At 41.6% G+C, this 24,621-nt stretch carries 26 protein-coding genes; 18 read left to right on the top strand and 8 right to left on the bottom strand.

Features of this window, described 5'->3' with window-relative positions; all coding sequences use genetic code 11:
• Positions 1 to 730: hypothetical protein (locus tag LBQ60_21620; protein ID MDR2040524.1), on the bottom strand; the 730-nt coding region annotated here is incomplete at its 3' end.
• Between the two features lie 356 nt (positions 731 to 1,086).
• Between LBQ60_21620 and LBQ60_21615 the strand changes: the two genes are divergently transcribed.
• The 15 genes from LBQ60_21615 (at position 1,087) to LBQ60_21545 (ending at position 14,823) form a co-directional block, all read left to right on the top strand.
• Entirely contained in the window at positions 1,087 to 1,458 is a 372-nt protein-coding gene (locus LBQ60_21615) for a hypothetical protein (protein MDR2040523.1), read from the top strand.
• Between the two features lie 106 nt (positions 1,459 to 1,564).
• Complete coding sequence (locus LBQ60_21610; GenBank protein MDR2040522.1) at positions 1,565 to 2,218, top strand: DedA family protein; 654 nt, start codon at positions 1,565 to 1,567, stop codon at positions 2,216 to 2,218.
• A 51-nt stretch (positions 2,219 to 2,269) separates the two neighbouring features.
• Positions 2,270 to 2,623 carry an NADH-quinone oxidoreductase subunit A gene (locus tag LBQ60_21605; GenBank protein MDR2040521.1) on the top strand — a complete coding sequence of 118 codons (354 nt, stop codon included), beginning with the start codon at positions 2,270 to 2,272 and terminating at the stop codon, positions 2,621 to 2,623.
• Positions 2,614 to 3,231: an NADH-quinone oxidoreductase subunit B gene (locus tag LBQ60_21600; protein ID MDR2040520.1), complete on the top strand. Its 618-nt coding sequence runs from the start codon at positions 2,614 to 2,616 to the stop codon at positions 3,229 to 3,231. The genes LBQ60_21605 and LBQ60_21600 overlap by 10 nt, the downstream gene beginning before the upstream one ends.
• Entirely contained in the window at positions 3,212 to 4,846 is a 1,635-nt protein-coding gene (locus LBQ60_21595) for an NADH-quinone oxidoreductase subunit D (GenBank protein MDR2040519.1), read from the top strand. The genes LBQ60_21600 and LBQ60_21595 overlap by 20 nt, the downstream gene beginning before the upstream one ends.
• A 456-nt stretch (positions 4,847 to 5,302) precedes the next feature.
• Complete coding sequence (gene nuoH, locus LBQ60_21590) at positions 5,303 to 6,313, top strand: NADH-quinone oxidoreductase subunit NuoH (GenBank protein MDR2040518.1); 1,011 nt, start codon at positions 5,303 to 5,305, stop codon at positions 6,311 to 6,313.
• 112 nt (positions 6,314 to 6,425) lie between these two features.
• Positions 6,426 to 6,899 carry a 4Fe-4S binding protein gene (locus LBQ60_21585; protein MDR2040517.1) on the top strand — a complete coding sequence of 158 codons (474 nt, stop codon included), beginning with the start codon at positions 6,426 to 6,428 and terminating at the stop codon, positions 6,897 to 6,899.
• A gap of 5 nt (positions 6,900 to 6,904) precedes the next feature.
• A complete protein-coding gene (locus LBQ60_21580; GenBank protein ID MDR2040516.1) occupies positions 6,905 to 7,426 on the top strand; it encodes an NADH-quinone oxidoreductase subunit J in 522 nt (173 codons plus the stop codon).
• 292 nt (positions 7,427 to 7,718) lie between these two features.
• Positions 7,719 to 8,174: a transposase gene (locus LBQ60_21575; protein MDR2040515.1), complete on the top strand. Its 456-nt coding sequence runs from the start codon at positions 7,719 to 7,721 to the stop codon at positions 8,172 to 8,174.
• Between the two features lie 138 nt (positions 8,175 to 8,312).
• Positions 8,313 to 8,621 (top strand): NADH-quinone oxidoreductase subunit NuoK, encoded by a 309-nt coding sequence (gene nuoK, locus LBQ60_21570; protein ID MDR2040514.1) that lies wholly within the window; start codon positions 8,313 to 8,315, stop codon positions 8,619 to 8,621.
• Between the two features lie 19 nt (positions 8,622 to 8,640).
• Complete coding sequence (gene nuoL / locus LBQ60_21565; protein ID MDR2040513.1) at positions 8,641 to 10,551, top strand: NADH-quinone oxidoreductase subunit L; 1,911 nt, start codon at positions 8,641 to 8,643, stop codon at positions 10,549 to 10,551.
• A gap of 19 nt (positions 10,552 to 10,570) precedes the next feature.
• Positions 10,571 to 12,043: an NADH-quinone oxidoreductase subunit M gene (locus LBQ60_21560; GenBank protein MDR2040512.1), complete on the top strand. Its 1,473-nt coding sequence runs from the start codon at positions 10,571 to 10,573 to the stop codon at positions 12,041 to 12,043.
• A gap of 13 nt (positions 12,044 to 12,056) precedes the next feature.
• Positions 12,057 to 13,481 carry an NADH-quinone oxidoreductase subunit N gene (locus LBQ60_21555; GenBank protein MDR2040511.1) on the top strand — a complete coding sequence of 475 codons (1,425 nt, stop codon included), beginning with the start codon at positions 12,057 to 12,059 and terminating at the stop codon, positions 13,479 to 13,481.
• A gap of 41 nt (positions 13,482 to 13,522) precedes the next feature.
• Positions 13,523 to 14,653 (top strand): sodium ion-translocating decarboxylase subunit beta, encoded by a 1,131-nt coding sequence (locus LBQ60_21550; protein MDR2040510.1) that lies wholly within the window; start codon positions 13,523 to 13,525, stop codon positions 14,651 to 14,653.
• A gap of 14 nt (positions 14,654 to 14,667) precedes the next feature.
• A complete protein-coding gene (locus LBQ60_21545) occupies positions 14,668 to 14,823 on the top strand; it encodes a hypothetical protein (protein ID MDR2040509.1) in 156 nt (51 codons plus the stop codon).
• Between the two features lie 4 nt (positions 14,824 to 14,827).
• Here LBQ60_21545 and LBQ60_21540 read toward each other — a convergent pair whose 3' ends face one another.
• The 4 genes from LBQ60_21540 to LBQ60_21525 all read right to left on the bottom strand — a co-directional run bounded on the left by LBQ60_21540 (position 14,828) and on the right by LBQ60_21525 (position 18,691).
• Positions 14,828 to 15,766 carry an NAD(P)H-binding protein gene (locus LBQ60_21540; protein ID MDR2040508.1) on the bottom strand — a complete coding sequence of 313 codons (939 nt, stop codon included), beginning with the start codon at positions 15,764 to 15,766 and terminating at the stop codon, positions 14,828 to 14,830.
• A gap of 134 nt (positions 15,767 to 15,900) precedes the next feature.
• The gene (locus tag LBQ60_21535) at positions 15,901 to 16,884 is read right to left on the bottom strand and encodes a lipoate--protein ligase (GenBank protein ID MDR2040507.1); all 984 of its coding nucleotides are present in this window, start codon (positions 16,882 to 16,884) and stop codon (positions 15,901 to 15,903) included.
• A gap of 11 nt (positions 16,885 to 16,895) precedes the next feature.
• Complete coding sequence (gene folD, locus LBQ60_21530; GenBank protein ID MDR2040506.1) at positions 16,896 to 17,768, bottom strand: bifunctional methylenetetrahydrofolate dehydrogenase/methenyltetrahydrofolate cyclohydrolase FolD; 873 nt, start codon at positions 17,766 to 17,768, stop codon at positions 16,896 to 16,898.
• Between the two features lie 176 nt (positions 17,769 to 17,944).
• Positions 17,945 to 18,691, bottom strand: coding sequence for an SGNH/GDSL hydrolase family protein (locus tag LBQ60_21525; protein MDR2040505.1), 747 nt, complete (start codon positions 18,689 to 18,691; stop codon positions 17,945 to 17,947).
• Positions 18,692 to 18,957: 266 nt separating this feature from the next.
• Here LBQ60_21525 and LBQ60_21520 point away from each other — a divergent pair, with 266 nt between their 5' ends.
• The 3 genes from LBQ60_21520 to LBQ60_21510 all read left to right on the top strand — a co-directional run bounded on the left by LBQ60_21520 (position 18,958) and on the right by LBQ60_21510 (position 21,548).
• A complete protein-coding gene (locus tag LBQ60_21520; protein ID MDR2040504.1) occupies positions 18,958 to 20,340 on the top strand; it encodes a Gfo/Idh/MocA family oxidoreductase in 1,383 nt (460 codons plus the stop codon).
• A gap of 250 nt (positions 20,341 to 20,590) precedes the next feature.
• A complete protein-coding gene (locus LBQ60_21515) occupies positions 20,591 to 21,154 on the top strand; it encodes a Crp/Fnr family transcriptional regulator (protein MDR2040503.1) in 564 nt (187 codons plus the stop codon).
• Positions 21,155 to 21,221: 67 nt separating this feature from the next.
• Complete coding sequence (locus tag LBQ60_21510; GenBank protein MDR2040502.1) at positions 21,222 to 21,548, top strand: multidrug efflux SMR transporter; 327 nt, start codon at positions 21,222 to 21,224, stop codon at positions 21,546 to 21,548.
• Positions 21,549 to 21,603: 55 nt separating this feature from the next.
• Here the strand turns inward: LBQ60_21510 and LBQ60_21505 are convergent, their stop codons facing one another.
• The 3 genes from LBQ60_21505 to LBQ60_21495 form a co-directional block, all read right to left on the bottom strand.
• Positions 21,604 to 23,115, bottom strand: coding sequence for an NAD(P)/FAD-dependent oxidoreductase (locus tag LBQ60_21505; protein MDR2040501.1), 1,512 nt, complete (start codon positions 23,113 to 23,115; stop codon positions 21,604 to 21,606).
• Positions 23,105 to 23,722, bottom strand: a complete 618-nt coding sequence (locus LBQ60_21500; protein ID MDR2040500.1) for a TetR/AcrR family transcriptional regulator — start codon at positions 23,720 to 23,722, stop codon at positions 23,105 to 23,107. Before LBQ60_21500 ends, LBQ60_21505 begins: the two co-directional genes overlap by 11 nt.
• Before the next feature lie 101 nt (positions 23,723 to 23,823).
• On the bottom strand, positions 23,824 to 24,621 hold a 798-nt coding region (locus LBQ60_21495; protein MDR2040499.1), incomplete at its 5' end, for a hypothetical protein.

The following is a 24,621-nucleotide window of genomic DNA, read 5'->3' as shown; positions in this document are numbered from 1 at the left end:
TGATAAAATTAGATTTCCCAAAGGTGCCGGATAATTTCAAACGCATAGATACCATTGGAGATAATCTCAAATTATATCCTGCCGAAAGGTCGCCGGCAAATATATTGGCATGCATTTCTATGCGTGGACGTATTAATTCTAATTGAATAGGGGCATTTTTTTGTATCATACTACCAAAACCGGCTGAGGCGTTAAAAAAGAAGTAGTTTTTTCTGTTTTTATTCCAAAACCTGAAGGCAATCATCGGTCCCACATAATGGTATGAAAGATCACCGTCCAAAAGCCTCCGGTAATTGTATTTTATACCGTAACCAACGAGTTTGGTTACATAATATGTTAATTCAGCACTGGCGTACAACCCTGTTCTAGCAGCAAAATTACTTTTGTCGGTAAGGTCATCCTCGATTTGAAACTTCCCATATTGATGAGCGATACCTGCATCTACAGAAAAATCTACCAACGGATACCATGGAAGGAGCCTGTTATTATGAAGGCTTCGGAATACGTTTTTTTTGAAAAAAAGAATAGAATCTTTATGGATATAACCTTCTGTTTTTTTATCATTCTGATAGAAGGTTAAATAATACTGGTCATTTTCAAGCTTGCCTATTTTGCAATTGAGCGAATCCAGGCTTTTTGTTACCAGAAAATCCTGCGCATCTAAAGAAATGGAAAACATGAAAAAAAAGAACAAAAAGATGCAGAATACTTTAAATATATACTTTATCATAGTATGATAGTTTAGAAAAACACAAATATTCAGATAGATAGTTCAATTTTTTGAAGTAAATCATTCAACTAAAATAGAAAAAAAAATCAAAAGAAACAAATATTTATAAGAATAATGATCCAATAATACTTAACAAATGAATTTTTACAATATATCCGGATGATCCGGTTCAGTAGTTTTAAGGTATTATTTTTGGAAAGGCCGGAAATGACATATGAGTCTTTGAAAATATTTATCTTAAAAGGATGGTATTTTTTATATTTTAAGGATAGGAATTTTATTTAAGATCTTTCCCTGTTTTCTTTTACAAAAAGTCATTAATTGGTATTACCTTTGCCGCCGAAAAGCAATTGATCGTGAAAAGTATTGGTTTTTTTAGCATCGCTATTATTTTGTATGTCAGTTCTTTCTTGTCAGGAAAACTAACAGTGGAAGAAGGTGAGGTGTTGCTCTATCCTGTGGCTTCTGACGCTAAGGATATGAAAATCTATCGCTTTGATGCGGCACACGTCGGTTGGATACAATTGGAATGCGAGGTTCCTGTTATTCATTGTACTTCCATAAAAACAACATATCAGGAAGTTTCTAAAAAATCTCAGAAACTTTTCGGAGGGAATTTATTTGATATCAAAGATATCAAAAAGTCCGCCGGAGACTATATTTTTTATACTTATTTTGGGCATCACCATAAAAATGTCCTCAGTGAACTGAGGCGGCTGAACATTTGATTTAATTACTTTCTCAGGAGAATTATTTCCAGTCATCTGAAGTAATAAATGGTCTTTGCCCTGTGCATTACACAGTTATTGTTTTATAAAACCCATGATAGAATTTTTGAATTATTGTATTGATTTATTCTTACATCTCGATGTACATCTTGTTCGACTAGTAGCCCAATACGGTATATGGATCTACGCCATACTGTTTCTTGTGATCTTCTGCGAAACAGGTTTGGTGGTCACCCCTTTCCTGCCCGGCGACTCGTTGCTGTTTGTTGCGGGAACACTGGCAGCTGTGGGTTACAACCATATCAATGTACATTTGATGGTGCTGTTGTTGATTACTGCCGCCATTTTGGGAGATGCCTGTAATTATTTTATCGGAAAGTTTTTCGGGGAAAAGCTGTTTAGCAATCCTGATTCTAAAATATTCAAACAGTCATATCTTCAAAAAACACATAATTTCTATGAAAAACATGGAGGGAAGACCATTGTCCTTGCGCGTTTTGTTCCTATTGTAAGGACCTTTGCCCCGTTTATTGGCGGAATGGGTAAAATGGGCTATGCCCGTTTCCTGAGTTATAATGTGATCGGCGGAATTGCCTGGGTTTCTATTTTCATGTATGCGGGTTTTCTTTTTGGGGAACTGGAAATTGTAAAGAAGAACCTGAGTGTACTTGTTATTGCCATTATTCTCGTTTCCCTGTTACCTGCAGTATTCGAGGTATGGCGTAATAGATACAAACAGGCTCAGGTAACCCTAAAATGATGAACCAATATGGTTGTGAAATGTTTATCTATATATTAAATTAATCATATAATGAGTAATTCAACTTTATTTCTTGTTGTTTTCCTCTCCGCGGTTTTTTTGGTGGCAGCGGCATTGATCATTGCCAAATGGCTGGCACCCCACTCCTGGAACCTGCACAAAGGACAGGCTTATGAATGTGGTATACCGACTCGCGGAAGTTCGTGGATGCAATTCAAGGTGGGCTACTACCTTTTTGCGATCCTCTACCTTGTATTCGACGTGGAAACCGTGCTGTTGTTCCCATGGGCTACTATTATGAAGGATCTGGGTACTCAGGGACTGGTGTCGGTATCTTTTTTTCTGGTTATTCTTACACTGGGGCTTGCTTATGCCTGGAAAAAGGGAGCGTTGACATGGAAGTAAATAAAATCAGGATACCCAATATGAAATACGAGGATTTCAATGATAATGAATACCTCGAAAAATATGTGGAAGAACTGCAGGAAAACGGTGTGAACGTTATCCTGGGAAAACTAAGTGATTTTATCAACTGGGGGCGTTCCAACTCGGTGTGGCCGCTGACTTTTGCCACCAGTTGCTGTGGTATCGAATTTATGTGTGTGGCTGCTGCCCGTACCGATTTTGCACGTTTCGGATGGGAAGTGACGCGTAATAGCCCCCGTCAGGCAGATGTAATATTTGTTTGTGGAACCATTGTCCATAAAATGGCTCCTGTTCTTACCCGTTTGTATGAACAGATGGCAGAACCCAAATATGTGATTGCTGTGGGAAGTTGTGCCATTGGCGGAGGGCCCTTCAAAAGTTCGTATCATGTGCTGAAAGGTGTGAACGAGATCATTCCCGTAGATGTATACATACCCGGCTGTCCACCACGTCCGGATGCCATATTGTACGGTATGATGCAACTGGCAAGAAAGATAAAAGTCCAGGACTTTTTCAAGTTACCGGAACAGCCGCAAATTAGTGAACCTAAGACAGAGGATGAGACCGATGAACATGGAGACCATTGAAAATAAATTAACCGCTTTCCCGTTTGTTGTGACGGAGAAAAAAGAAGGCAGGCTTACCGTTACTGTTCCATTCGAACAATTATATGAGATCGCAAGTTTTCTCCGTAAAGACGAAAACTATGATTTCCTGGTTGAGATGGTAGGAATGGATTATGGTGATACGCTCGGTGTAATCTACTATTTATCGCAATCGCAAGATCCATTGCACCTGGTGGTATTGAAAACAAGTACTTCCGAACGGGATAATCCCGAATTATTTTCGGTGTACGACCTTTGGGAGTCTGCTTCGGTCTATGAAAGAGAGATATACGACTTTTTCGGGATCGTATTCGTCAATCATCCCGATATGCGCCGTATTTTCCTACGTGCTGACTGGAACGGGTTTCCTCTACGGAAAGATTATGATCCTGATCCCGATCTGAACCCGATTCCCATAAGGAGCCAATTGTTATCGGAAATGGAGGATGTACCTTCAATTACGTTGAATATGGGAGAGGAAATTGAGAGTATGCATAAATTGTTTGATAAGGACGAGTATATTATCAATTTCGGACCTCAGCATCCTGCTATGCACGGAGTTCTTCACTTACGTGTTTCGCTCGAAGGAGAGGACATCAAAAAGATCGATCCTAATTTTGGATATATCCATAGGGGAATTGAAAAAATGTGTGAGAACTATACCTATCCGCAAATCTTACATCTCACGGACCGGTTGGATTATCTATCAGGAACCATGAACAGGCATGCTGTCTGCCTATGTTGTGAGAAAGCGCTCGGCATTGAAGCGCCACCACGTGCGCAATATGTACGTACTATTTTCGATGAACTGACCCGCATTGCCTCTCATCTGCTGGGGTGGGGGAGTATGTGTATGGACATGGGCTCTATCACGGCTTTTGTATATGGTATGCGCGACCGCGAGAAAGTCATGGATATTTTTGAAGAAACAGCCGGTGGCCGACTCATGGTGAATTATAATGTGATCGGAGGACTGGCAAACGATATCCACCCAAATTTTCAAAAGCGGGTGAAGGAGTTTATTCCTTATATGCGTAAGATGTTGAAGGAACATCACCTGCTTTTTACTGGAAATCCCATAGCACGCGGACGTATGCGCGGTATCGGCTATCTCGATAAGGAAGAAGCCATTTCGCTGGGGGCTACGGGACCGTCCGGCAGGGCGTCGGGATGGCACAACGATATCCGTAAGATTGAACCTTATGCGGCTTATGATAAAGCGGATTTCGAGGAGGTGATCCGTACCGGCGGACTTACATTCGACCGTTATATTATTCGCCTGGACGAGATCGAGCAGTCACTCCGGATCATCGAACAGCTGATCGACAATATTCCTGAAGGACCTTACGTCGAAAAGACAAAAGCTGTGATCCGCCTTCCAGAAGGTGAATATTTCCAGAGGGTGGAAAATGCCCGCGGTCAATTCGGGGTACACATTACCAGTACCGGCGATAAAACACCTTACCGGATGAAATTCCGTTCACCATGTCTTGTGTTGGTCGGTGCACTTAAAGCTATTGCTACAGGATCGAAAGTGGCCGACCTGATTATGATGGGGGCTTCACTGGATTATGTGATACCATGCATCGACAGGTAAAAAATTGAAAGTTGAAAATGAATGTTCTTGAAATCGGAAAATATGCAGGGAAACATCACGCCGCGAAGCGGCAGGTTAATTCAGCCCAACGGCAAAGCGAAGCAACGCCTTGGGATAAAGGAATAATAGTAAAATCAGCGCGCTGAACCGCAGCCCTGAAAGGGCAAGCTCAGCTAAAGTGCAGGTTAAGTGAAGACATCAATTATATGAAAATAAATTCCGAATACGTTAATTTAACCTACCCCTTCGGGGCGCAGGTTGTTCTGTCGTTATCTTTCCCGAGGCATTGCCATCGGGCTGAACTAAGACGGGCCTTCAGCCCTGCCGAATTTCAAATCAATCGAAAATCATCAACTTAACGCAACGTTCTCATGGAGCGTAGCGTAATAATAAAAATTACTTATGTCTGGTATTTCAGGTTTCATCCGATGGATTGATGATATACTCCACCAAAATATGGGTGATGGCTGGGCGTTGTTTGTCGAGTTCGTATTGATCGGACTTGCTATCATGCTGATATATGCCATTTTTGCCCTGATACTGATCTATGTCGAACGGAAAATATGTGCTTTTTTTCAATGCCGTATCGGTCCTAACAGGGTAGGAATATTCGGTATCCTGCAATCAGGGGCCGATATGATCAAGATCCTGCTGAAAGAAATCATTCATATTAATCGTGCAGACCAATTCCTTTTTCGTCTGGCATCCTTCATTGTTATTATCGGTTCCATTTGTACTTTCGGGGCATTGCCCTTTGCCAGAGGTGTACAGGTAATCGATTTCAATATAGGTGTGTTCTATTTACTGGCTGTATCGTCCATAGGAGTAGTAGGTATCCTTCTTGCCGGATGGTCGAGCAATAGTAAATATACCATGATCGGTGCCATGCGCAGTGGAGCGCAATTGATCAGCTACGAACTTTCATGCGGCTTATCGTTACTGACGATAGTGATGCTTTCAGGTACGATGCAGCTCTCGGAGATTGTGGAGCAACAAGCCGATGCCTGGTTTATCTTCAAGGGACATGTCCCTGCATTCATTGCTTTTATTATTTACCTGATTGCCGGACATGCCGAAACCAACCGCGGTCCTTTTGACCTTCCCGAAGCGGAATCGGAACTGACGGCAGGTTATCATACTGAATATTCGGGTATCCAGTTCGGCTTCTTTTATCTTGCCGAATATATGAACATGTTTATTATCGGGGCTATTGCTGCCACCATGTTCCTCGGTGGATGGATGCCCTTACATATACCCGGATGGGAATCATTCAACCAGGTGATGGATTACATTCCGTCGTCGATATGGTTTCTAGGGAAAACGGGTTTCTGTATTTTCCTTGCGATGTGGGTACGCTGGTCATTCCCGAGGTTGCGTATCGATCAGCTTCTGAACCTCGAATGGAAGATATTGATGCCCATAAGCCTGTTTAACATCATTCTGATGGCATTATGTATTGTATTATAGATTTTAAGCACTCAGTGCTATTTGTTGTTTTCTAAAGTCGCATTGATCAAATGAATTACGTTCAGAAAATATGACATTAATTGTTTTATATTACTTAAATAGTTGACCGTACATGAAGAAATTTTTCAGCTATATAAAGAATATCTTATTGGGTGTTTATCGCTTGTTGCAGGGGATGTATATTTCTATGCTAAACATGTTACGGCCGAAGGTAACGGAACAATATCCCGAAAACAGGGGGAAATATGTTTATTTCGAACGTTTCCGGGGAATGCTCACCATGCCGCACAATGAAAACAACCAGCATAAATGCACCGCTTGCGGCATCTGTATGATGAACTGTCCCAACGGGACCATCCGTGTGATCAGTAAAAAAGAAACCGATGAGGTTACGGGGAAAGAGAAAAAGATACTTGACAGGTATATGTACAATCTGGGTAGCTGCACTTTCTGTGCGCTTTGTACTTCTACTTGTCCGCAGGATGCCATTGAATGGAGTAATGCTTTTGAGCATGCGTTGTTTACTTCCTCCAAACTGGATAAACGACTCAACAGAGAAGGTTCCTCATTAATCAAAAAGAATTAACCGAAATGGAAACAGCTAATTTAATCGTTTTTTATCTGCTTGCCGCATTAATTGCCGTATCATCCATACTGGCGGTTACTTCCAAAAAGATGCTGCGGGCAGCCACTTTTTTGCTGTTTGTGCTGATGGGGACGGCAGGTTTATATCTTCTGCTGAACTACCATTTTCTTGCAGCAGTGCAATTGTCGGTATATGCAGGCGGGATACTGATACTGTTCATATTTGCCATATTGCTGACTAAGCCCGTGATAGACAATGAGCCCGAGCCGGGTGATAAGAAGAAATCTGTACTGGGGATTTTCACTGCAATTCTGGGAATTGTCCTCACCACCTTTGTTACCTTGAAATTCAAGTTTAACTATTCGGATAATCCAACGATTACAGGTGACCAGGAAATCAATATGAAAGCGATCGGCCATGCACTGATGGGTACTGAAAAATATCAGTACCTGCTCCCTTTTGAAGCTTTAAGCGTGTTGTTGCTGGCCTGTATCATCGGCGGGATATTAATAGCACGGAAAAGATAAAGCAATGGGTAACGCACAAGAAAAAATGGGAATAATAGTTAATTGTAACGAATTTGGTTACGGTGCTATCGTGCACCTCACTACGACGTAGCATTGTGTCGAAACTCGGTGCAATGTTGCTTCGAACCAGAATGTAATGTTTCATTATAATATAAAATGAAAGGGGATGACTTGCTAAAAAGAATGCCGCGGAGCGGCAGGTTAATTCAGCCCGACGGCAAGCGAAGCGTCGCCTCGGGTTACAATTTCGCTACGGTTCAGATTCGGATGTTAAATATGTAAATCAAATTATATGTCACAATCATTGTCAAAGCTTTATGTCCATATCATTTACCATGTAAAGACTACATCGGTAAAAATACGGAAAGAGAACAAAAAAGATTTGTACGCATATATAGGCTCGATAATAAAAGACAAGGACTCTATCCCTATTCTTATAAACGGAACGGAAGACCATGTTCATATCCTGTGTGTCATGTCCAAAAACATTGCTTTGGCAAAATTGGTGGAAGAAATAAAAGGAAACAGTAGCCGTTGGATTAAGACTTTTAATCTGTATTATGAAAATTTTGCATGGCAGGGTGGCTACGGAGGATTTTCGGTGAGCCCTTCATTGCACGACAAGACCAAACGATATATTGAAAATCAGGAAGAGCACCATAAAAAGATGAGTTTTCAGGGAGAATACCTGATGTTTTTAAAAGAATATGAAATTGAATATAATGAACAATATTTGTGGACAGACTGATTTAACCTGCCCTTGCAGGGCGCAGGTTGTTTTGTTGCCATCTTTCCCGAGGCGTTGCCGTCGGGCTGAATTAAAGCGGGCTTTCAGCCCTGAATATCTAAGATAGTTTTTAATTAAAATTTTGAAATATAATATATTATGATACCCATGGAGCATTACCTGATACTGAGCAGTATCATGTTCTTTACAGGAATATATGGTTTTATCACGCGGAAAAATATGCTTGCCGTGCTGATATCGATTGAGTTGATACTTAACTCTGTTGAAATCAACTTCAGCGTTTTCAACCGTTACCTGTATCCCGAAGGAATGGAAGGAATGATTTTCAGCCTTTTCGGAATTGCTATTTCTGCTGCCGAAACTGCAGTGGCCATTGCAATTATTATTAATATTTACAGGAATATGCAGGATATCAGTGTCCGACAGATCAATAAGATGAAACATTAATGAATTCATTCATATCGTGATGGAATTTACTCTATTCATATTATTCATTCCTTTGTTCCTGTTTATTCTACTGGGTCTGGCAGGGAACAAAATGAAACCTCTCACGGCCGGACTTGTTGGTACGCTTGGAATAGCTATTGCCACAATACTCTCTTATGCTGCCGCTTTCCTTTATTTTTTCAGGATAGGAAAAACCAACGGCATTTTTGAAGATATGATGCCTTTTTCGGTCGAATGGCTCCGCTTTACAGATATGCTACACATAGACCTTGGTATTCTTCTGGACCCCATATCAGTAATGATGCTGGTTGTTATTACCACCGTCTCGCTGATGGTACATATATATAGTCTCGGTTATATGAAAGGTGAAAAAGGCTTTCAGCGTTATTATTCGTTTCTTTCATTGTTCAGCTTTTCCATGTTAGGGCTGGTAGTAGCTACCAATATTTTCCAGATGTATATCTTCTGGGAACTGGTGGGTGTTTCTTCTTACCTGCTTATCGGATTTTACTATACCAAACCGGAGGCAGTGGCAGCTTCGAAAAAAGCATTTATCGTAACCCGTTTCGCCGACCTTGGCTTTCTGATCGGGATACTGATATTATCGTTCTATACCGGAACTTTCGATTTTGGAATGCTGACTGCCGATAATGCTTCGCTCGTGGTACAGTCTACTGCGGGATTATCGTTCATGGGATTGTCTGTGGCTTCGTGGGCGATGGCATTGATTTTTATGGGAGGTGCAGGAAAATCGGCCATGTTCCCGTTACATATCTGGTTGCCCGATGCTATGGAAGGCCCTACTCCTGTATCAGCACTGATACATGCCGCCACTATGGTTGTGGCTGGGATATACCTGGTAGCGCGCCTTTTCCCTGTATACATGTTCGGTGCTCCTGAGGTACTTACCATGATAGGGTATATCGGTGCGTTTACCGCATTGTTTGCCGCTGTCATTGCCGTAACACAAACCGACATCAAGCGGGTACTGGCATTTTCTACTATATCACAGATCGCCTATATGATGGTGGCCCTGGGTGTATCGGGTTTCGGAGGACATGACGGATTGGGTTACATGGCTTCGATGTTTCACCTGTTTACACATGCCTTTTTCAAAGCCTTGCTGTTTTTAGGTGCAGGTTCGGTGATTCACGCCGTCCACAGTAATGAAATGATTAACATGGGTGGATTGCGAAAATATATGCCTATTACACATATTACTTTCCTGATTGCCTGTCTTTCCATTGCAGGAATACCTCCTTTTTCAGGATTTTTCAGTAAGGACGAAATATTGGCGGCGGCTTTCCACCATGATAAGATACTGTTTGTTACCTTGTGGATCGTAGCAGGTTTGACGGCATTTTATATGTTCCGTCTGTATTTCAATATTTTCTGGGGTAAAGAGAAAACATACGAACATCCTCCCCACGAATCACCCAAAAGTATGTCTCTTCCGTTGTTGTTCCTGGCATTGCTGACCTGTGTCACGGGCTTTATCCCGTTTTCAACATTTATCAGTAGTGATAATGTACCCTTTACCGCCCATATTGACTGGAGGATTGCTGCTTCGGGCATTGCTGTTGCTTTAATCGGTATTTTTGCGGCCTCTTCGCTTTATATGAAAGGAAACATAAAAACAGTAAAGCGACTGGCCGAACGTATGGGAGGTTTCTACAAAGCTGCGCTTCATAAGTTCTATATTGATGAGGTGTGGATGTTTATCACCAGGAAAGTAATATTCAGATATATATCCAAACCTATTGCATGGTTCGACAAACATGTGGTTGACGGCGCCATGAACGGAATAGGATGGATAACCCAACAATTATCCTTGTCCATCAAAGGTTTTCAATCGGGTAATGTCCAGTTCTATGCGTGGGTATTTATTGCGGGAACACTTATTATTACCCTATGGGTGTTGTTTTTGTAAGATAAAAATATAAACAGGTATGAACATTCTATCTTTCTTTGTAGCTGTACCGCTGGCAATGTTGTTGATCCTCTTTGCCTGCCGTAGTATGCGCCAGGTGCGGACGGTTATGGTTACAGGCGCTTCTGTACTACTGGCACTATCACTTGTGCTGATAGTGCTGTTTATCAGGGAACGTGCTATTTCCGATGCTGCTATGCTTTTTGTTTCCGATACGGTCTGGTATGCTCCGCTTAATATTCATTATTCAGTGGGTGTCGACGGTATTTCGACATTGATGATCTTGCTTTCGTCGATCATTGTTTTTACAGGTGTGTTTTCTTCGTGGAATATGCCACGTGGCTATTTCATGTGGTATTGCCTGTTATCTGTCGGGGTATTCGGTTTTTTCATTTCTCTCGATTTATTCACCATGTTCCTGTTCTATGAAGTAGCGCTCATTCCGATGTATTTACTTATCGGGATTTGGGGAACAGGACGTAAGGAATATTCGGCCATGAAGCTGACGTTGATGCTGATGGCCGGATCGGCCCTGCTCCTTACCGGTATTCTGGGCATATATTATACTTCCGGACATTCAAGCATGAATATTATGGAACTAGTCAACCGGCATATTCCTGTCGGACACCAATACTGGATATTTCCGCTTACTTTCGTAGGATTTGGTATTTTAGGCGCATTGTTTCCCTTTCATACCTGGTCGCCCGACGGGCATGCTTCGGCTCCTACCGCCGTGTCAATGCTTCATGCAGGTGTATTGATGAAACTGGGCGGATACGGCTGTTTCCGCGTTGCCATCAATTTGATGCCCGAAGCCGCCAGTGAACTTTCGTGGATATTCCTTATCCTGACGGGTATTAGCGTGGTTTATGGCGCTTTCAGTGCAGTGGTGCAGACCGATTTGAAATACATCAATGCCTATTCTTCGGTAAGCCATTGCGGACTGGTGCTTTTTGCCATCCTGATGCTTAACCAGACTGCTATGACGGGAGCGGTATTGCAAATGCTTTCCCACGGATTAATGACAGCGTTGTTCTTTGCTTTGATCGGCCTGATTTACGGTAGGACGCATACCCGTGATATCCGTGAAATGGGCGGATTGATGAAGATCATGCCTTTTGCCTCGGTTTGTTATGTCATTGCAGGTCTGGCATCACTCGGATTACCCGGATTAAGCGGGTTTGTGGCGGAAATGACCATTTTTGTGGGTTCTTTCCAGCACGGGGATGTTTTTCACCGGGTACTTACTATCGTAGCAACCTGCTCTATTGTTATCACGGCAGTATATATTCTCCGTACCATAGGGATAATACTGTACGGTCCTGTATATGATCCACGTCATCTGACATTAACCGATGCTACATGGTATGAGAAGGTTTCAGCAGTGGTACTGATTGCAGGTATCGTATTGCTCGGTATGTTTCCTTCCGGAGCTTATGATTTGATCAGCAAGAGTTTGCAGCCGATTATCGAACATTTGACCTTATTATAAGAAAAATATGATAATAGATTTCAGTAATTTCTCTTTGATGCAACAGGAAATCAGCCTGATCGTTCTGTTTGTTATCCTACTGGTAGCTGATATTTTCGCTTCAGACCGTTTTAAACGTTGGTACCGGCTTGTTGCCTGCTTGTTGTTTGCCGTTCATACATTGTTGGGATTTCTTCCGTTAAATACGGGAACAGCTTTCGGCGGAATGTTCGTCTGCACGGGTATGACCATACTAATGAAAAATATCCTGAATATAGGGGCTTTGTTTGTCCTGATGCAGTCGGGACAATGGCTTCAAACTTCTGAAAATATACATAAACAGGGTGAGTTCTATGTGATCACGCTGGCAACATTATTGGGTGCTTACCTGATGGTGTCGGCAGGTAATTTCATGCTGTTGTATATCGGTATCGAAACCATGTCGTTACCTCTGGCGTGTCTTGCCGCATACAATAAATACAAGGAAAAATCGGCCGAAGCAGGTGCAAAGTATATTCTTATTTCAGCCTTTTCTTCGGGTATTATGTTATTTGGCTTGTCGTACCTGTATGGTGCAACAGGAACCATGTATTTTGCCGATCTGAAAGGGCTTGTTACAGCCAACCCCATTACGATTCTTGGTTTTGTTTTTTTCTTTGCAGGATTTGCATTCAAGATTTCACTGGTTCCTTTTCACTTGTGGACAGCCGATGTATATGAAGGTGCTCCCACAGGCGTTACAGCATACCTTTCGGTGGTTTCGAAAGGTGCGGCCTGTTTCGCATTGATATTTGCATTATGGCATGTGTTCGGCAATATCGAGGTCGTTTGGCATCATATATTGTGGGCTTTAACGGTAATCACCATTGTTGTGGGTAACCTTTTTGCCATCCGGCAGAAAGATATGAAACGCTTTTTTGCTTTTTCATCCATATCACAGGCCGGATATATTATGCTGGGTGTGATGAGCGGAACGGCCCAGGGCATGACAGCTACAGTATACTATATATTGGTGTATCTGCTTTCCAATCTGGTAATTTTTGGGGTCATTACAGCCGTGGAAAACGAATCGGGAAAGACGGATATTGCTTCGTACAACGGTTTGTATAAAAGCAATCCGAAGCTGGCTTTTGTGATGATGCTGGCGCTCTTTTCTCTTGCGGGAATCCCTCCTTTTGCCGGGTTTTTCAGTAAGTTTTTCATTTTTGCTGCAGCCGCAGCCCGCGGCGAATACCTGTTGGTGTTCATTGCATTGCTCAATACCGTGATCTCCCTCTATTATTACCTGATGATCGTGAAAGCCATGTTTATTAACCAGGCTGAAGAACAAGCCGTGGGATTTATCCGTACAGACGGGTACAACAAAACAAGCCTGATATTATGTACGGCGGGAATAATCATAGTAGGAATACTAAGCGGTATTTATGATTATATGGCAAGTATCAGTATCGGAATGTGATAGAATAATTAAACTCAAGTATAAACTAATCTACTGGATATATGGAATCTGATTTGTTCTCGGCTCTTTTCGGAGCATTGACTCTCTTTACATGGAAACATGTAGTGATGCTTGCCATTGGGGGTATCCTGATTTACCTGGCAATTGCCAAAAAGTACGAACCTACGTTACTTCTTCCGATGGGTTTCGGTACGTTGCTGGTGAATATTCCTTTGTCGTCGGCTATAGGACCGGATGGCGCCCTGACAATTTTTTTTCAGGCAGGAATCAAAACCGAGATCTTTCCTTTGCTCATTTTTATTGCAGTAGGTGCCATGATCGATTTCAGTGCACTTTTCAGAAATCCTCTGTTGCTGCTGTTTGGCGCTGCGGCACAGTTCGGGATCTTTTTCACGATATGCCTTGCCGCACTCATCGGTTTCGACCTGAAAGAAGCTGCATCCATCGGAATTATCGGGGCTGCCGATGGTCCTACTTCTATCTATGTGGCATCAAAATTTGCAGAGGATCTACTCGGTCCTATTTCCGTGGCAGCATATTCTTATATGGCGCTCGTTCCTATCATTCAGCCACCTGTGATCAGGGCATTGACCAGCAAAAGAGAACGTAGAATCCGTATGACAGGTGATCCGGCCCCCGTATCAAAGATTGCCCTGATCCTTTTTCCCATTCTGATTACCGTAGTGGCAGGTATTATTGCACCATCATCACTTTCATTGATCGGATTCCTGATGTTTGGGAATCTGATACGCGAATGTGGCGTTTTACAGAAATTATCCCTGGCAGCACAAAACGAATTAGCCAGTTTGGTAACCATTTTACTGGGGATCACTATTTCATGTACCATGACTGCCGAACAGTTTATCAATGTAAAAACACTTTATATCATCGGACTAGGCTTGATTGCCTTTATTATGGATACTGCAGGAGGCGTCATTTTTGCTAAGATACTTAATGTTTTTCTGCCCGAACGTTTGAAAATCAATCCAATGGTAGGTGCAGCCGGAATTTCTGCATTTCCCATGTCAGCAAGGGTGATCCATCGTATGGGACAGGAAGAGGATAAAACGAATTATCTGTTGATGCCCGCTGTAAGCGCCAATGTGGCAGGACAAATAGGTTCCGTTATTGCAGGCGGATTGATATTATCCCTTGTTCCTTACTTTTTATAATCAAAAAATGAGTCATGGTAACAGATACTTTTTTTGCAGCACTTAAAATTATGGGCGTCGGAATGGCAGGTATATTTATATTTATGCTGCTTTTCTGGGTAATAATAAAAGCGTTGCATAAGATATTCCCAGGCAAAAAGGAGGAACAAAATTCAGTGCAGGAAGGATGAAACTTTAATAGGTAGCTGTTCTGTCCAATCTTCGTTTTAACTCACTGGCGTATCGTTTTCCGACGATATCGCGATGTTCGGTGATCCATTCTGTAAGTTTTTTTGTTCCCAGGGGAGATGAGTGGGTATATAACAGGTTTGCTTTTAGTCCTTTAATTTCTTCCTTCGTAACCAACTGATCACCCATCAGCCATCCGACCAGTCTGGAAACAAGGTACCCCATGCTATCAGGCATGGAGAATACCGGACGTTCCTTTCCTAATATGATTTTAGAGATGATTTTGATTAATTCCCGGTATGTAAATGTTTCCGGACCTATGGCATCTGTAATCAGGTCGGAATCATCAGCCCCGTATTTTACTGCCAGTTCCGCATAATCTTTTACAAAGATAGGTTGTAATTTATAGCTGCCATCGCCAAACGTTCCAAAAACAGGAAATTTTCTGATCATCCATGCAATATTATTGATCAAAATATCTTCATCACCAAATAAAACAGCCGGTCGTAAGATGGCATAACTCAATCCTGAATTCACCAGTGCTGTTTCCAATATTCCTTTTCCGGTAAAATATTCCAATGAGGAATTTTCATCAGGATTGGTGATACTGGTGTGTACAATTCGTTTTACTCCTGCTTTTTTTGCTGCTTCAAAAAGAATTAATGTATTCCTGACCGCTTCGGAATGTTGAAAGATAGTATGGTTAAAACGGACCCAATAAGTATTATAAAGAACAGATACCCCTCTTAAATTTTCTGCTAGTTTGTCGGGTTGATCAAAATTATATGGGAAAACAGCTATACGGTTGTTAAATTCGTTTTTTCGTTGCGGAGAATTGGTAAGAGTGATTACTTTCTTGTTTTTATCGAGTAATAACCTGGTTATGTATTTACCTGAAAATCCAAATGCTCCGGTTACTGCATGTATTTCATCAGGGGGTGTCATAATATGTGTGGTTGATTTTATACAAAAAAGATGGAATTCAAAATTTCCTGATCTTCATCGGATGTTCCTGAAAAATATTTTTTATTAAAAATAACTATAAAGCCACGTATATCTATCTATAGCTGTAACATCCGTCAAAACATGACACTGATCAATTCATTTTCGGAGATATTTACCAGGTAATCTGATAAATTGACGGATTTGAGCATTTTGCGGATGTTTTCTTCGTGATGGGGAACACCAGTGAGCATTGTTTCCAATTCGGATATTTCCCTGATATTGAAAAAATCACCAAAAATACGGATGTGTTGAATGATCCCGTTTTGTACGTCAAGATGAATTTCCAGATGTCCGCCTCCGGTCCTTACCCCGTTGATCATATTGTATCCCGGCGATTGCCCGAAATCCCATTCCCAGGTAGCATATTTTTCATCACGTAACTGCTGAATGGCAGAAAGATCCTTATCAGAATATTGGTATGCCCTGCAATCCGGTGAACTATTCATCATGTGATCAAACACCAGTTCCCTGAATTGTTCCAATCCGATGGGTTCCTTTAAATGACTGCTGATATTGGTCACCCGGCTACGAACAGATTTAATGGCTTTATCATTGAATTTGGTAGGATTGGCATTCAGTGCGCCCGATAAATCCGATAATTCGGCTGAGAACAATAAGGTTCCATGGTGCAGTATCCTGCTGTTGCGGTATACATGTTCAGCATTTCCCGAAAATTTTTTCCCGTCGATCACCAGATCATTACGGCCTTCAAAACGGGCATCTACCTCCAATTGTTGTAATACATCAATAATCGGCTTTGTATATTTATGAAAATCAATCAACTTATCGCTTTCCTTATTTTCGATAAAGGTGAAATTGATGTTTCCCAGATCATGGAATACGGCTCCGCCACCGGAAAGACGTCTCACTACCTTGATATCGTTTTGCTTTACGTAATCGACATTTATTTCAGCCAGGGTGTTCTGATGTCTTCCGACAATGACCGATGGTTCATTACGCCATAACATAAAACAATTTTCCTCAAAATTCTTAAGCACATACTCTTCCGCTGCAAGGTTGAAATAGGGATCTGTATGATGGTCATTGATGCACAACATAGCGTTATTAATCACTTTTTCTTTGCTGCCAGCAAAGTATTACGCAACAGGGAAACAATAGTCATCGGGCCGACACCTCCGGGAACCGGAGTGATAAAACTACATTTCGGTGCCACTTCTTCAAATTTAACATCACCTTTGAGTTTCCAACCTGATTTAGTTTCTGTAGATGGAACCCTAGTCGTTCCGACATCGATCACTACTGCTCCTTCTTTTACCATATCTGCCGTAACAAATTCGGGTTGTCCCATGGCTGCAATGATGATATCCCCTTGCCGGGTGATTTCAGGAAGGTTCTGGGTACGGCTATGGCAAATAGTGACGGTGGCATCTCCGGGATTTGCCTTTTGAGCCATCAATATACTGACGGGTTTTCCTACAATATTACTTCTGCCCAGAACGACACAGTGTTTTCCTTTGGTTTCAATACCGTATCGTTTCAGGAGTTCAATAATTCCTGCAGGTGTTGCGGAAACAAAGCCGGGCAGACCTGTCATCATGCGGCCGACATTTACCGGATGAAACCCGTCAACATCTTTGGAAGGAGAGATCGCCTCGATGATTTTTTGTTCATCAATATGTTTTGGTAAAGGTAATTGAACAATAAAACCATCAATATCCGCATCATTGTTCAATTGTTCAATCCTGTCCAGCAGTTCTTTTTCCGTAACATCGTCTTCATACCGGATCAATGACGATTTGAAACCTACCTGCCCGCAGGCTTTGACTTTATGAGCGACATAAGTTTCACTGCCTCCGTCATGGCCGACCAACACGGCTGCCAGATGAGGGATCTTTCCCCCATTTGCCCGCATATGATCCACCTCAGTTTTTATCTCGGTTTTTATTTCATCAGATATTTTCTTTCCGTCTATTAATTGCATGATTCCTAGTTATTTGAAAAAGTGAATTTATTGACCATACAAAGGTATGAAAATATCCGTCATTCACCTATCGAATGTTTGCCTGATATGCCTTATTAAATTTTCAGGATTAAATCATAAAAACGCCGGAGTCGGTGGTAAAACCGGTCCGGCGTTTTTTATCCCGATATGGGAAATTATTTGATTGCTTTCATCCATGCATCGGCCATTAGCTTAGCTCCGGCCAGCGATGCATGAACACCGTCATGGGTCCAGTATACACCCGGCGCACGTTTTTGTGCTTCATCAAAAACTTTTTGGTAAGGTATAAAAACGGCATTGAATTCATCTGCTAATTTCTTCGCTGCCGCACGGTATTCGTCAAATGCAGGATACCAGCTATCGTCAACTGCTTTTATCCCGTTCACGGCAAAAGGTTCTCCGATGACAAGTTTCACATCAGGTAAGGCGGTGAGGGTGCGCTTTAACAAGGCCCTGTAATCGTCTTCATAAGTTTTTACGGTACCGCTGTAATTACCGGATTTTGTGTGCCAGAAATCATTGACTCCAATCAGGATGCTCAGTACATTCGGTTTTAGGTTAATACAATCGTTATCCCAGCGTTCGGCCAGTTGGAAAACTTTGTTTCCGCTGATTCCTTTGTTATAAATAGTCAACTGTTTTTCAGCATGTTTCAATAATAATTCTGCTGCAGCCTGAATCACATACCCACTTCCCATCATGGGTGAAGTGTTGGGTGTTTTGACGTTTTTATCCCTTCCGGCATCGGTAATTGAATCCCCCTGAAACAGAACAACATCTCCTTTTTTCAGGCTGATCTTCGGTGCGGCAGAAATATTCATGGCCGAAGCAATGCTTCCCGATACACCTAAAGCAACACTACTCAGGGCCGCTTTTTTTAAAAAATCTCTTCTTGATTCCATATTGATTGTATTGTTATAAAGTTTTTGATGTGCAAAAATCTAAGGTCGTAAATATATAAAAAATGTCTTTTCGATTATTTTTTTATGTTGGTAACAGATAAATAAAAGCCCCACATTAAGAGGAACAGCAGGATTTTTAAGGTGTTGATATTTGCTTAACAGAAAAAAAAAGATGACCTAAGATATTTATCCTATTTCAGTTAATGAAATAAATGTATATTGCATGCTCATAACAAACCATAATTAAATCGTCAATAATAATTATTATGAAAACAAGAATGATTGCCTTTACGCTCCTGCTTTTTTGTTTCCTGGGGTGTAAAAATCAGGTTACCAATGAAATGATCAGGACGGAAACTCCTGCCCGTCCGGCTGGACAGAATGATGCATTGCAAATGACAGCCGCTCCGATACCCACAGTTCGTATTGGTTTTATCGGAGTAGGAATGCGTGGCCCTACACATGTGAAAAGTGCCATGAATATCCCCGGTGTGGAAATTGTTGCGTTTTGTGATGTGGAGAAAGAAAATGTGGAAAAACAAAATGCGAAGCTGGAAGAAGCAGGTCTTCCCAAGGCCAAGGAATTTTATGGAGATACATTGATCTGGAAACAACTTACAGCACTTCCGGATATTGATCTAGTTGTTGTATCTACCGACTGGAAAAGCCACGCTGAAATAGCCCTTCAGGCCATGAAAGATGGAAAACACGTTGCTATAGAAGTACCTGCAGCCATGACAATGGAAGAGATATGGGCTTTGATCGATATGTCGGAAAAAACAAGAAAACACTGTATCCAGTTGGAAAACTGCGTATATGACTTTTTCGAGCTTACATGCCTGAATATGGCGCAACAAGGTGTTTTCGGTGAGATACTTCATGGAGAAGGAGCTTATATTCATGGTCTTCAACCATTTTGGGAATCTTATTGGAATGACTGGCGCATGGATTTTAACAAGAAACATCGTGGAGATGTGTATCCGACCCATGGATTGGGTCCGGTATGCCTGGCAATGAATATCCACCGCGGTGATAAGATGAATTTCCTGGTTTCTGTGGATACAAAAGCAGTGGGTAATCCTGCTTATCTTAAAGAGAAAAGAGGAGAAACAGTGACTGATTTCAGAAACGGTGACCATACCATGACCATGATCCGTACGGAAAAAGGAAAATCCATACTGATAGAGCATGACATTACTTCCCCAAGGCCTTATAGCCGTATGTTCCAGTTGTCCGGGACGAAAGGATTTGCCAATAAATATCCTGTCCAGGGTTTTGCCATTGACGGAAAAGAAGTTAAACTGGATGAAGTGCCCGATCATGAAAAGCTGAATGCACATAGTTTTGTTTCCCCTGAGGTAAGAAAAGCATTAATGGAGCAATACAAACATCCCATTGCCATAGATATCGAAGAAAAAGCAAAACAGGTAGGTGGCCATGGCGGAATGGACTTCATCATGTTTTACCGTATGATCTACTGTATGCAGAAAGGTTTGCCACTCGATATGGATGTGTATGACCTGGCAGAATGGTGTTGCCTGATCCCTTTAACGGAAATATCGTTGGATAACGGTTCTATACCTGTTGAGATTCCGGATTTTACCCGTGGTGCCTGGGATAAAATAAAGGGTGTTAAATTTGCTCAATGATCTTTAAAAAGATATTTGATGGAAGGAGCCGGAAACGGCTCCTTTTTTGTTGGATCTGCTACTTCTATATTCGCCTTATATTGAGGCGGTGCTTAGCTGATAACTGTTGTGCGTAAACAAGGATTATATAATATTTTGACTCAGGAACAAAGAAGGCTTTGGTGTTCAATTCCAGCTATTTGAAAAAGCTCATATCACTTCTGTTTTTAATGATTACTTTTGCTTTCTGTATGAACTATAGGATATTTGAATGGAAATTGAAACAATTTTGAATAGAATATATGCATTGCCGGAATCTTCACGAAAGACACTGGCAGGGCTAATCACGGAGGTTGAATACCCTAAAGGCCATCTGTTACTTAATGCGGATAAAGTGGAGAGGAATATCTACTTTATCAAAAAGGGTATTGTCCGTGCTTATATCGATTCATCGGAAGGTGAAATTACTTTTTGGTTTGGCAAAGAGGGAGATACCGTTGTATCGATGAGAAGTTATGTCGACCATCAAAAGGGATACGAAAATATTGAATTACTGGAGAATTGTATACTATATAAATTGAATGTGCCGGCGCTGAATGGTTTATATGCAAAGGATATTCATATCGCCAATTGGGGTAGGAAATTTGCAGAGCAGGAACTGCTTAAGACCGAAGAAAGACTTATTGCAAGGCAATTCAAGACAGCATCGGAAAGATACAGTGAATTACTAAAGAACAATCCCGAACTGCTTCAAAGGATACAATTATCCTTTATTGCGTCTTACCTTGGAATTACCCAGGTTTCTTTAAGCCGTATCAGGGCAAAATTCAGATAGCATTTTTTATCATTTGTAAAATATTATTTGATATCTGGTTGCGATCTTTGCTGTCAAATAATATTTTATGAGTTGGATTATTTTAATTGTCGCAGGATTATTTGAAGTAGGATTTACTTCATGCCTGGAAAAAATGAAAGGAACAACAGGTGGTGAACTATACTGGTGGATTACCGGTTTTGTGGTTTCTTTAACTATTAGTATGGCTTTGTTGATAAAGGCAACACAAACCTTACCGATGGGTACGGCTTATGCTGTGTGGACGGGAATCGGCGCAGTCGGCACGGTTTTAATGGGCATTTTTGTTTTTCAGGAACCCATTAACTTCTGGCGGTTGTTGTTTATAACCACATTGATTATTTCTATTATAGGCCTTAAAGTAGTCTCACACTAAATTTTCAATAGCGTTGTCCATTTTTAAGTCTCCATAAGTGAATTCATCAAAATACTTAGGATACAATCTCTATTTGTTCCTTATGGCATATCCTCTGTACGGCAAACTTACCGGCAATGGCCGCCATCGGTAAACCGCCGTCGGGGAAAACCCATTGCCCTGCAAGATACATGTTTTCGATACCTTCGATGTAACCCTGATGGTTTTCCTGTTTCACTCCGGGTATGGCTACAAACGCCATATATGCTCCTTTATACGCTCCGCAATAACGGTTCGTCGTCAGGGGAGTGGCTACATCAACCATCTTTATATGCCCTTTTATTTCAGGATATACCTGTTCTATTTCAGCAATTACTTCATTGGCGATTCTTTCTTTTTCGGCCCTGTAATCATCTTCTGAAGTATTTTTCAGGGTCGACCAGTAATCGTATTCCGCATCATCCAGTAACACCTGGATCGTCGATTTACCCTGCGGATTGAAACCTGTGTCAAAGCCAAAATGCCTGATGACGATTTGAGAATGGATGCTTTTATTGACACTGACTGGTTTTGCGGCCTGAATACACAAATCGTGAGGCCTGTCTTTTATGTCGATATCCACCCCGAGTGAGACAATAGTTGCCGAAAGCAAAGGGTAACTTTCGGGCTGGTTGAAACGATAGTCAAAGAAGTTATCCTTATATTTTCCTTCCAGAAACTGGTCGAGCAACAAATGTGCATCGGTGGCGGGGATAATGTAATCGGCCCTTTTCAGTTCGTTGTTCTCTCTTAGAGTTACACCGATGGCTTTACCGTTTTCAATGGCGATATTTTTTACGGGTGAGTTCAAATAAATAGCTCCACCCATTTCTTCAAAACGTTGTTTCATCCGTTGGGTAAAAACCTTTGATCCTCCTTCAGGCCAGCTTCCCGGGGAAGATGTACGTGTACCAAGCGTAAAGAAAAGGGAGGTCAAAGCAATATGCTCAGGGACTACGGTCGAGATCATTTTTCGTATGACCGGCGACCTGAATCGTTCGGTATATTCCCTGACGATCATGCTGTTTCCCATTTCCAGATGTTTGCCTGCTTTCATATATCCTGCAAACAGATTGTTCCTTTCTTCTTCCGAAAGTAATTCATTGGGTTTAAGTGCGGGAATGGGTAGCTCCTGGCAATCCCTGATGATTTCTATCAGTTGTTTGATTTCGGATTCATCTTCGGGTGAGATGTTCAGCAGTTCCTGTTCGAGTTTCTTCAGGTCAACATAAAAGTAATAAGTTTTTCCTTCATGCTGGTAAGCCGTGATATAATCGTTATTCAAAACTGCAACATCCTCGCCCAGGGCATGACAGGTCTTCCAAATCCTGTAAAGGTCGGTTCCTTTTTTTGTTCCCGTCAGCCAGTGGATACATCCGTCGATCATATAGCCATTTCGTTGCCAACCAGTACATTCTCCGCCCGCAACTTTGTGTGATTCGTATATTTCCGCTTCAAAACCAGCTTTGAGCGCATATATTCCCGCGACCAGTCCCGATATACCGGCACCGACGACAATCACTTTCTTTTTTGTGTTTTCAGGTTTCATATTTTTTTATTGGTGATAATAATGAGATCATATTTTCAACCGGAGGAACGATAAAACGTTCTCCGAGGATCAATTTGTAAGTACATATTCCTTTGATGGAAGACAGGTAAAGCGTTGTCAGCATTTCTGGATCGCCTTTTCCAATTTCTCCCGAGCGTTGACCATCAATGATCATTTCTTTCATGATATCGAATGTTACATACACTTCATCCATGTATGTCCTGGCATTCTCGGGCAAATCAGTATTCAGCAGCGCTTGAGTGACCAACAGGAAATACTGGGAGATCTGGTCGTTTTTCTCCAGGTCTTCCAGTATACTCTTTGTCAGAAATATAATCTTCTCCAAAGGGCGTACCGGCATTTTCAATACTTGTCGAAAACTATTGTTTGACTCCCTGACAGCGAATCCAACCAGATCGGCATACAGATCTTCTTTTGAACGGTAATAATGATACATCAATCCCGAACTTACGCCCGCCTCTTTGGCTATATCCGATGTACTTGTGGCTGCCAGTCCTTTGTAGGAAAAAAGTTTTAATCCGGTTTCCCTGATCTTCAACAATGTCTTCTCTTTTATTTCCTCATTCTGTTCCTTTGTTCTCGGCATTTTTATATTGATTGAATATTCAGTCAACAAAAAAAATGCAAATATTTAAATAAATGCAACATTTCATGAAAATTTTTATTGATGATGGAAAGAGGGTACTATTATTCCTTAAACTGCATTTCCAGAAGTGCGATGTTATTTCTCATATTTTTAGCTGTTTCCCGTGAGATGCGGTTGTTTTCGAACATCATTTGTATCTGGTCGCGTTCTGTCTGAAATCCTGATGCGGCTATCTCTTCAACACCTGCATTGGTTGATGATTGTTTTGAAGATCGTTTAAAGGCCCTCATATTCTCCTGGATAGACAGGGATAATTCGTATTCGGAGATCAGTTGATCGATAGCCGGGTGATGATCTGTTTCTTTCATTTTTTTCAGATTATCGAGCACATGCTTATCACAGGCTTTTCGCAGTGTAAAGATCCTTTTGCGGCTGATAAGCTGGCTCATTTTTCCGTTTAGACGACGGAATTTCCTGATGTGCCGCAGAAAAGTGATCATCTTTTTGATCTTTCTCAGGAAACCGTTTCTTTTCATGCCCAGTGACATCTGTCTTTCGGTAAAATCAAGATAATGCAGGGCGGTATCCTCATCGATTTCATTACGGGCCAGCAGTTCGTTCACATATTTATTTTCCCATTCTACAATCATGAGCCGGTACCTTTGTTCGGTTTTCTTATCTTCGGATTTTGAGGTCTTTTTGTTCTGTATGGAGGCGATCCTGCTAAGGTATTCCCTGACTACTACTTGCGTAGCGGCTTTGTTTTCTTTGGTCGTTTGAAGATTCAGCTGTTTGACGACATGATGCAGGATATCGAGGTATGCCCGTTCTTCATGAATATCTCTCTCCTCTTTCTTTTCTTTCTCGACAAAGAGGGGCAGGATAAAGTTGGTGATCAG

The organism is Bacteroidales bacterium, from assembly GCA_031275285.1.
In the GTDB taxonomy this organism is placed as follows: domain Bacteria; phylum Bacteroidota; class Bacteroidia; order Bacteroidales; family UBA4181; genus JAIRLS01.
Note: the sequence above shows the minus strand (reverse complement) of the source record. Positions and strands in the feature narration are given on the sequence as shown.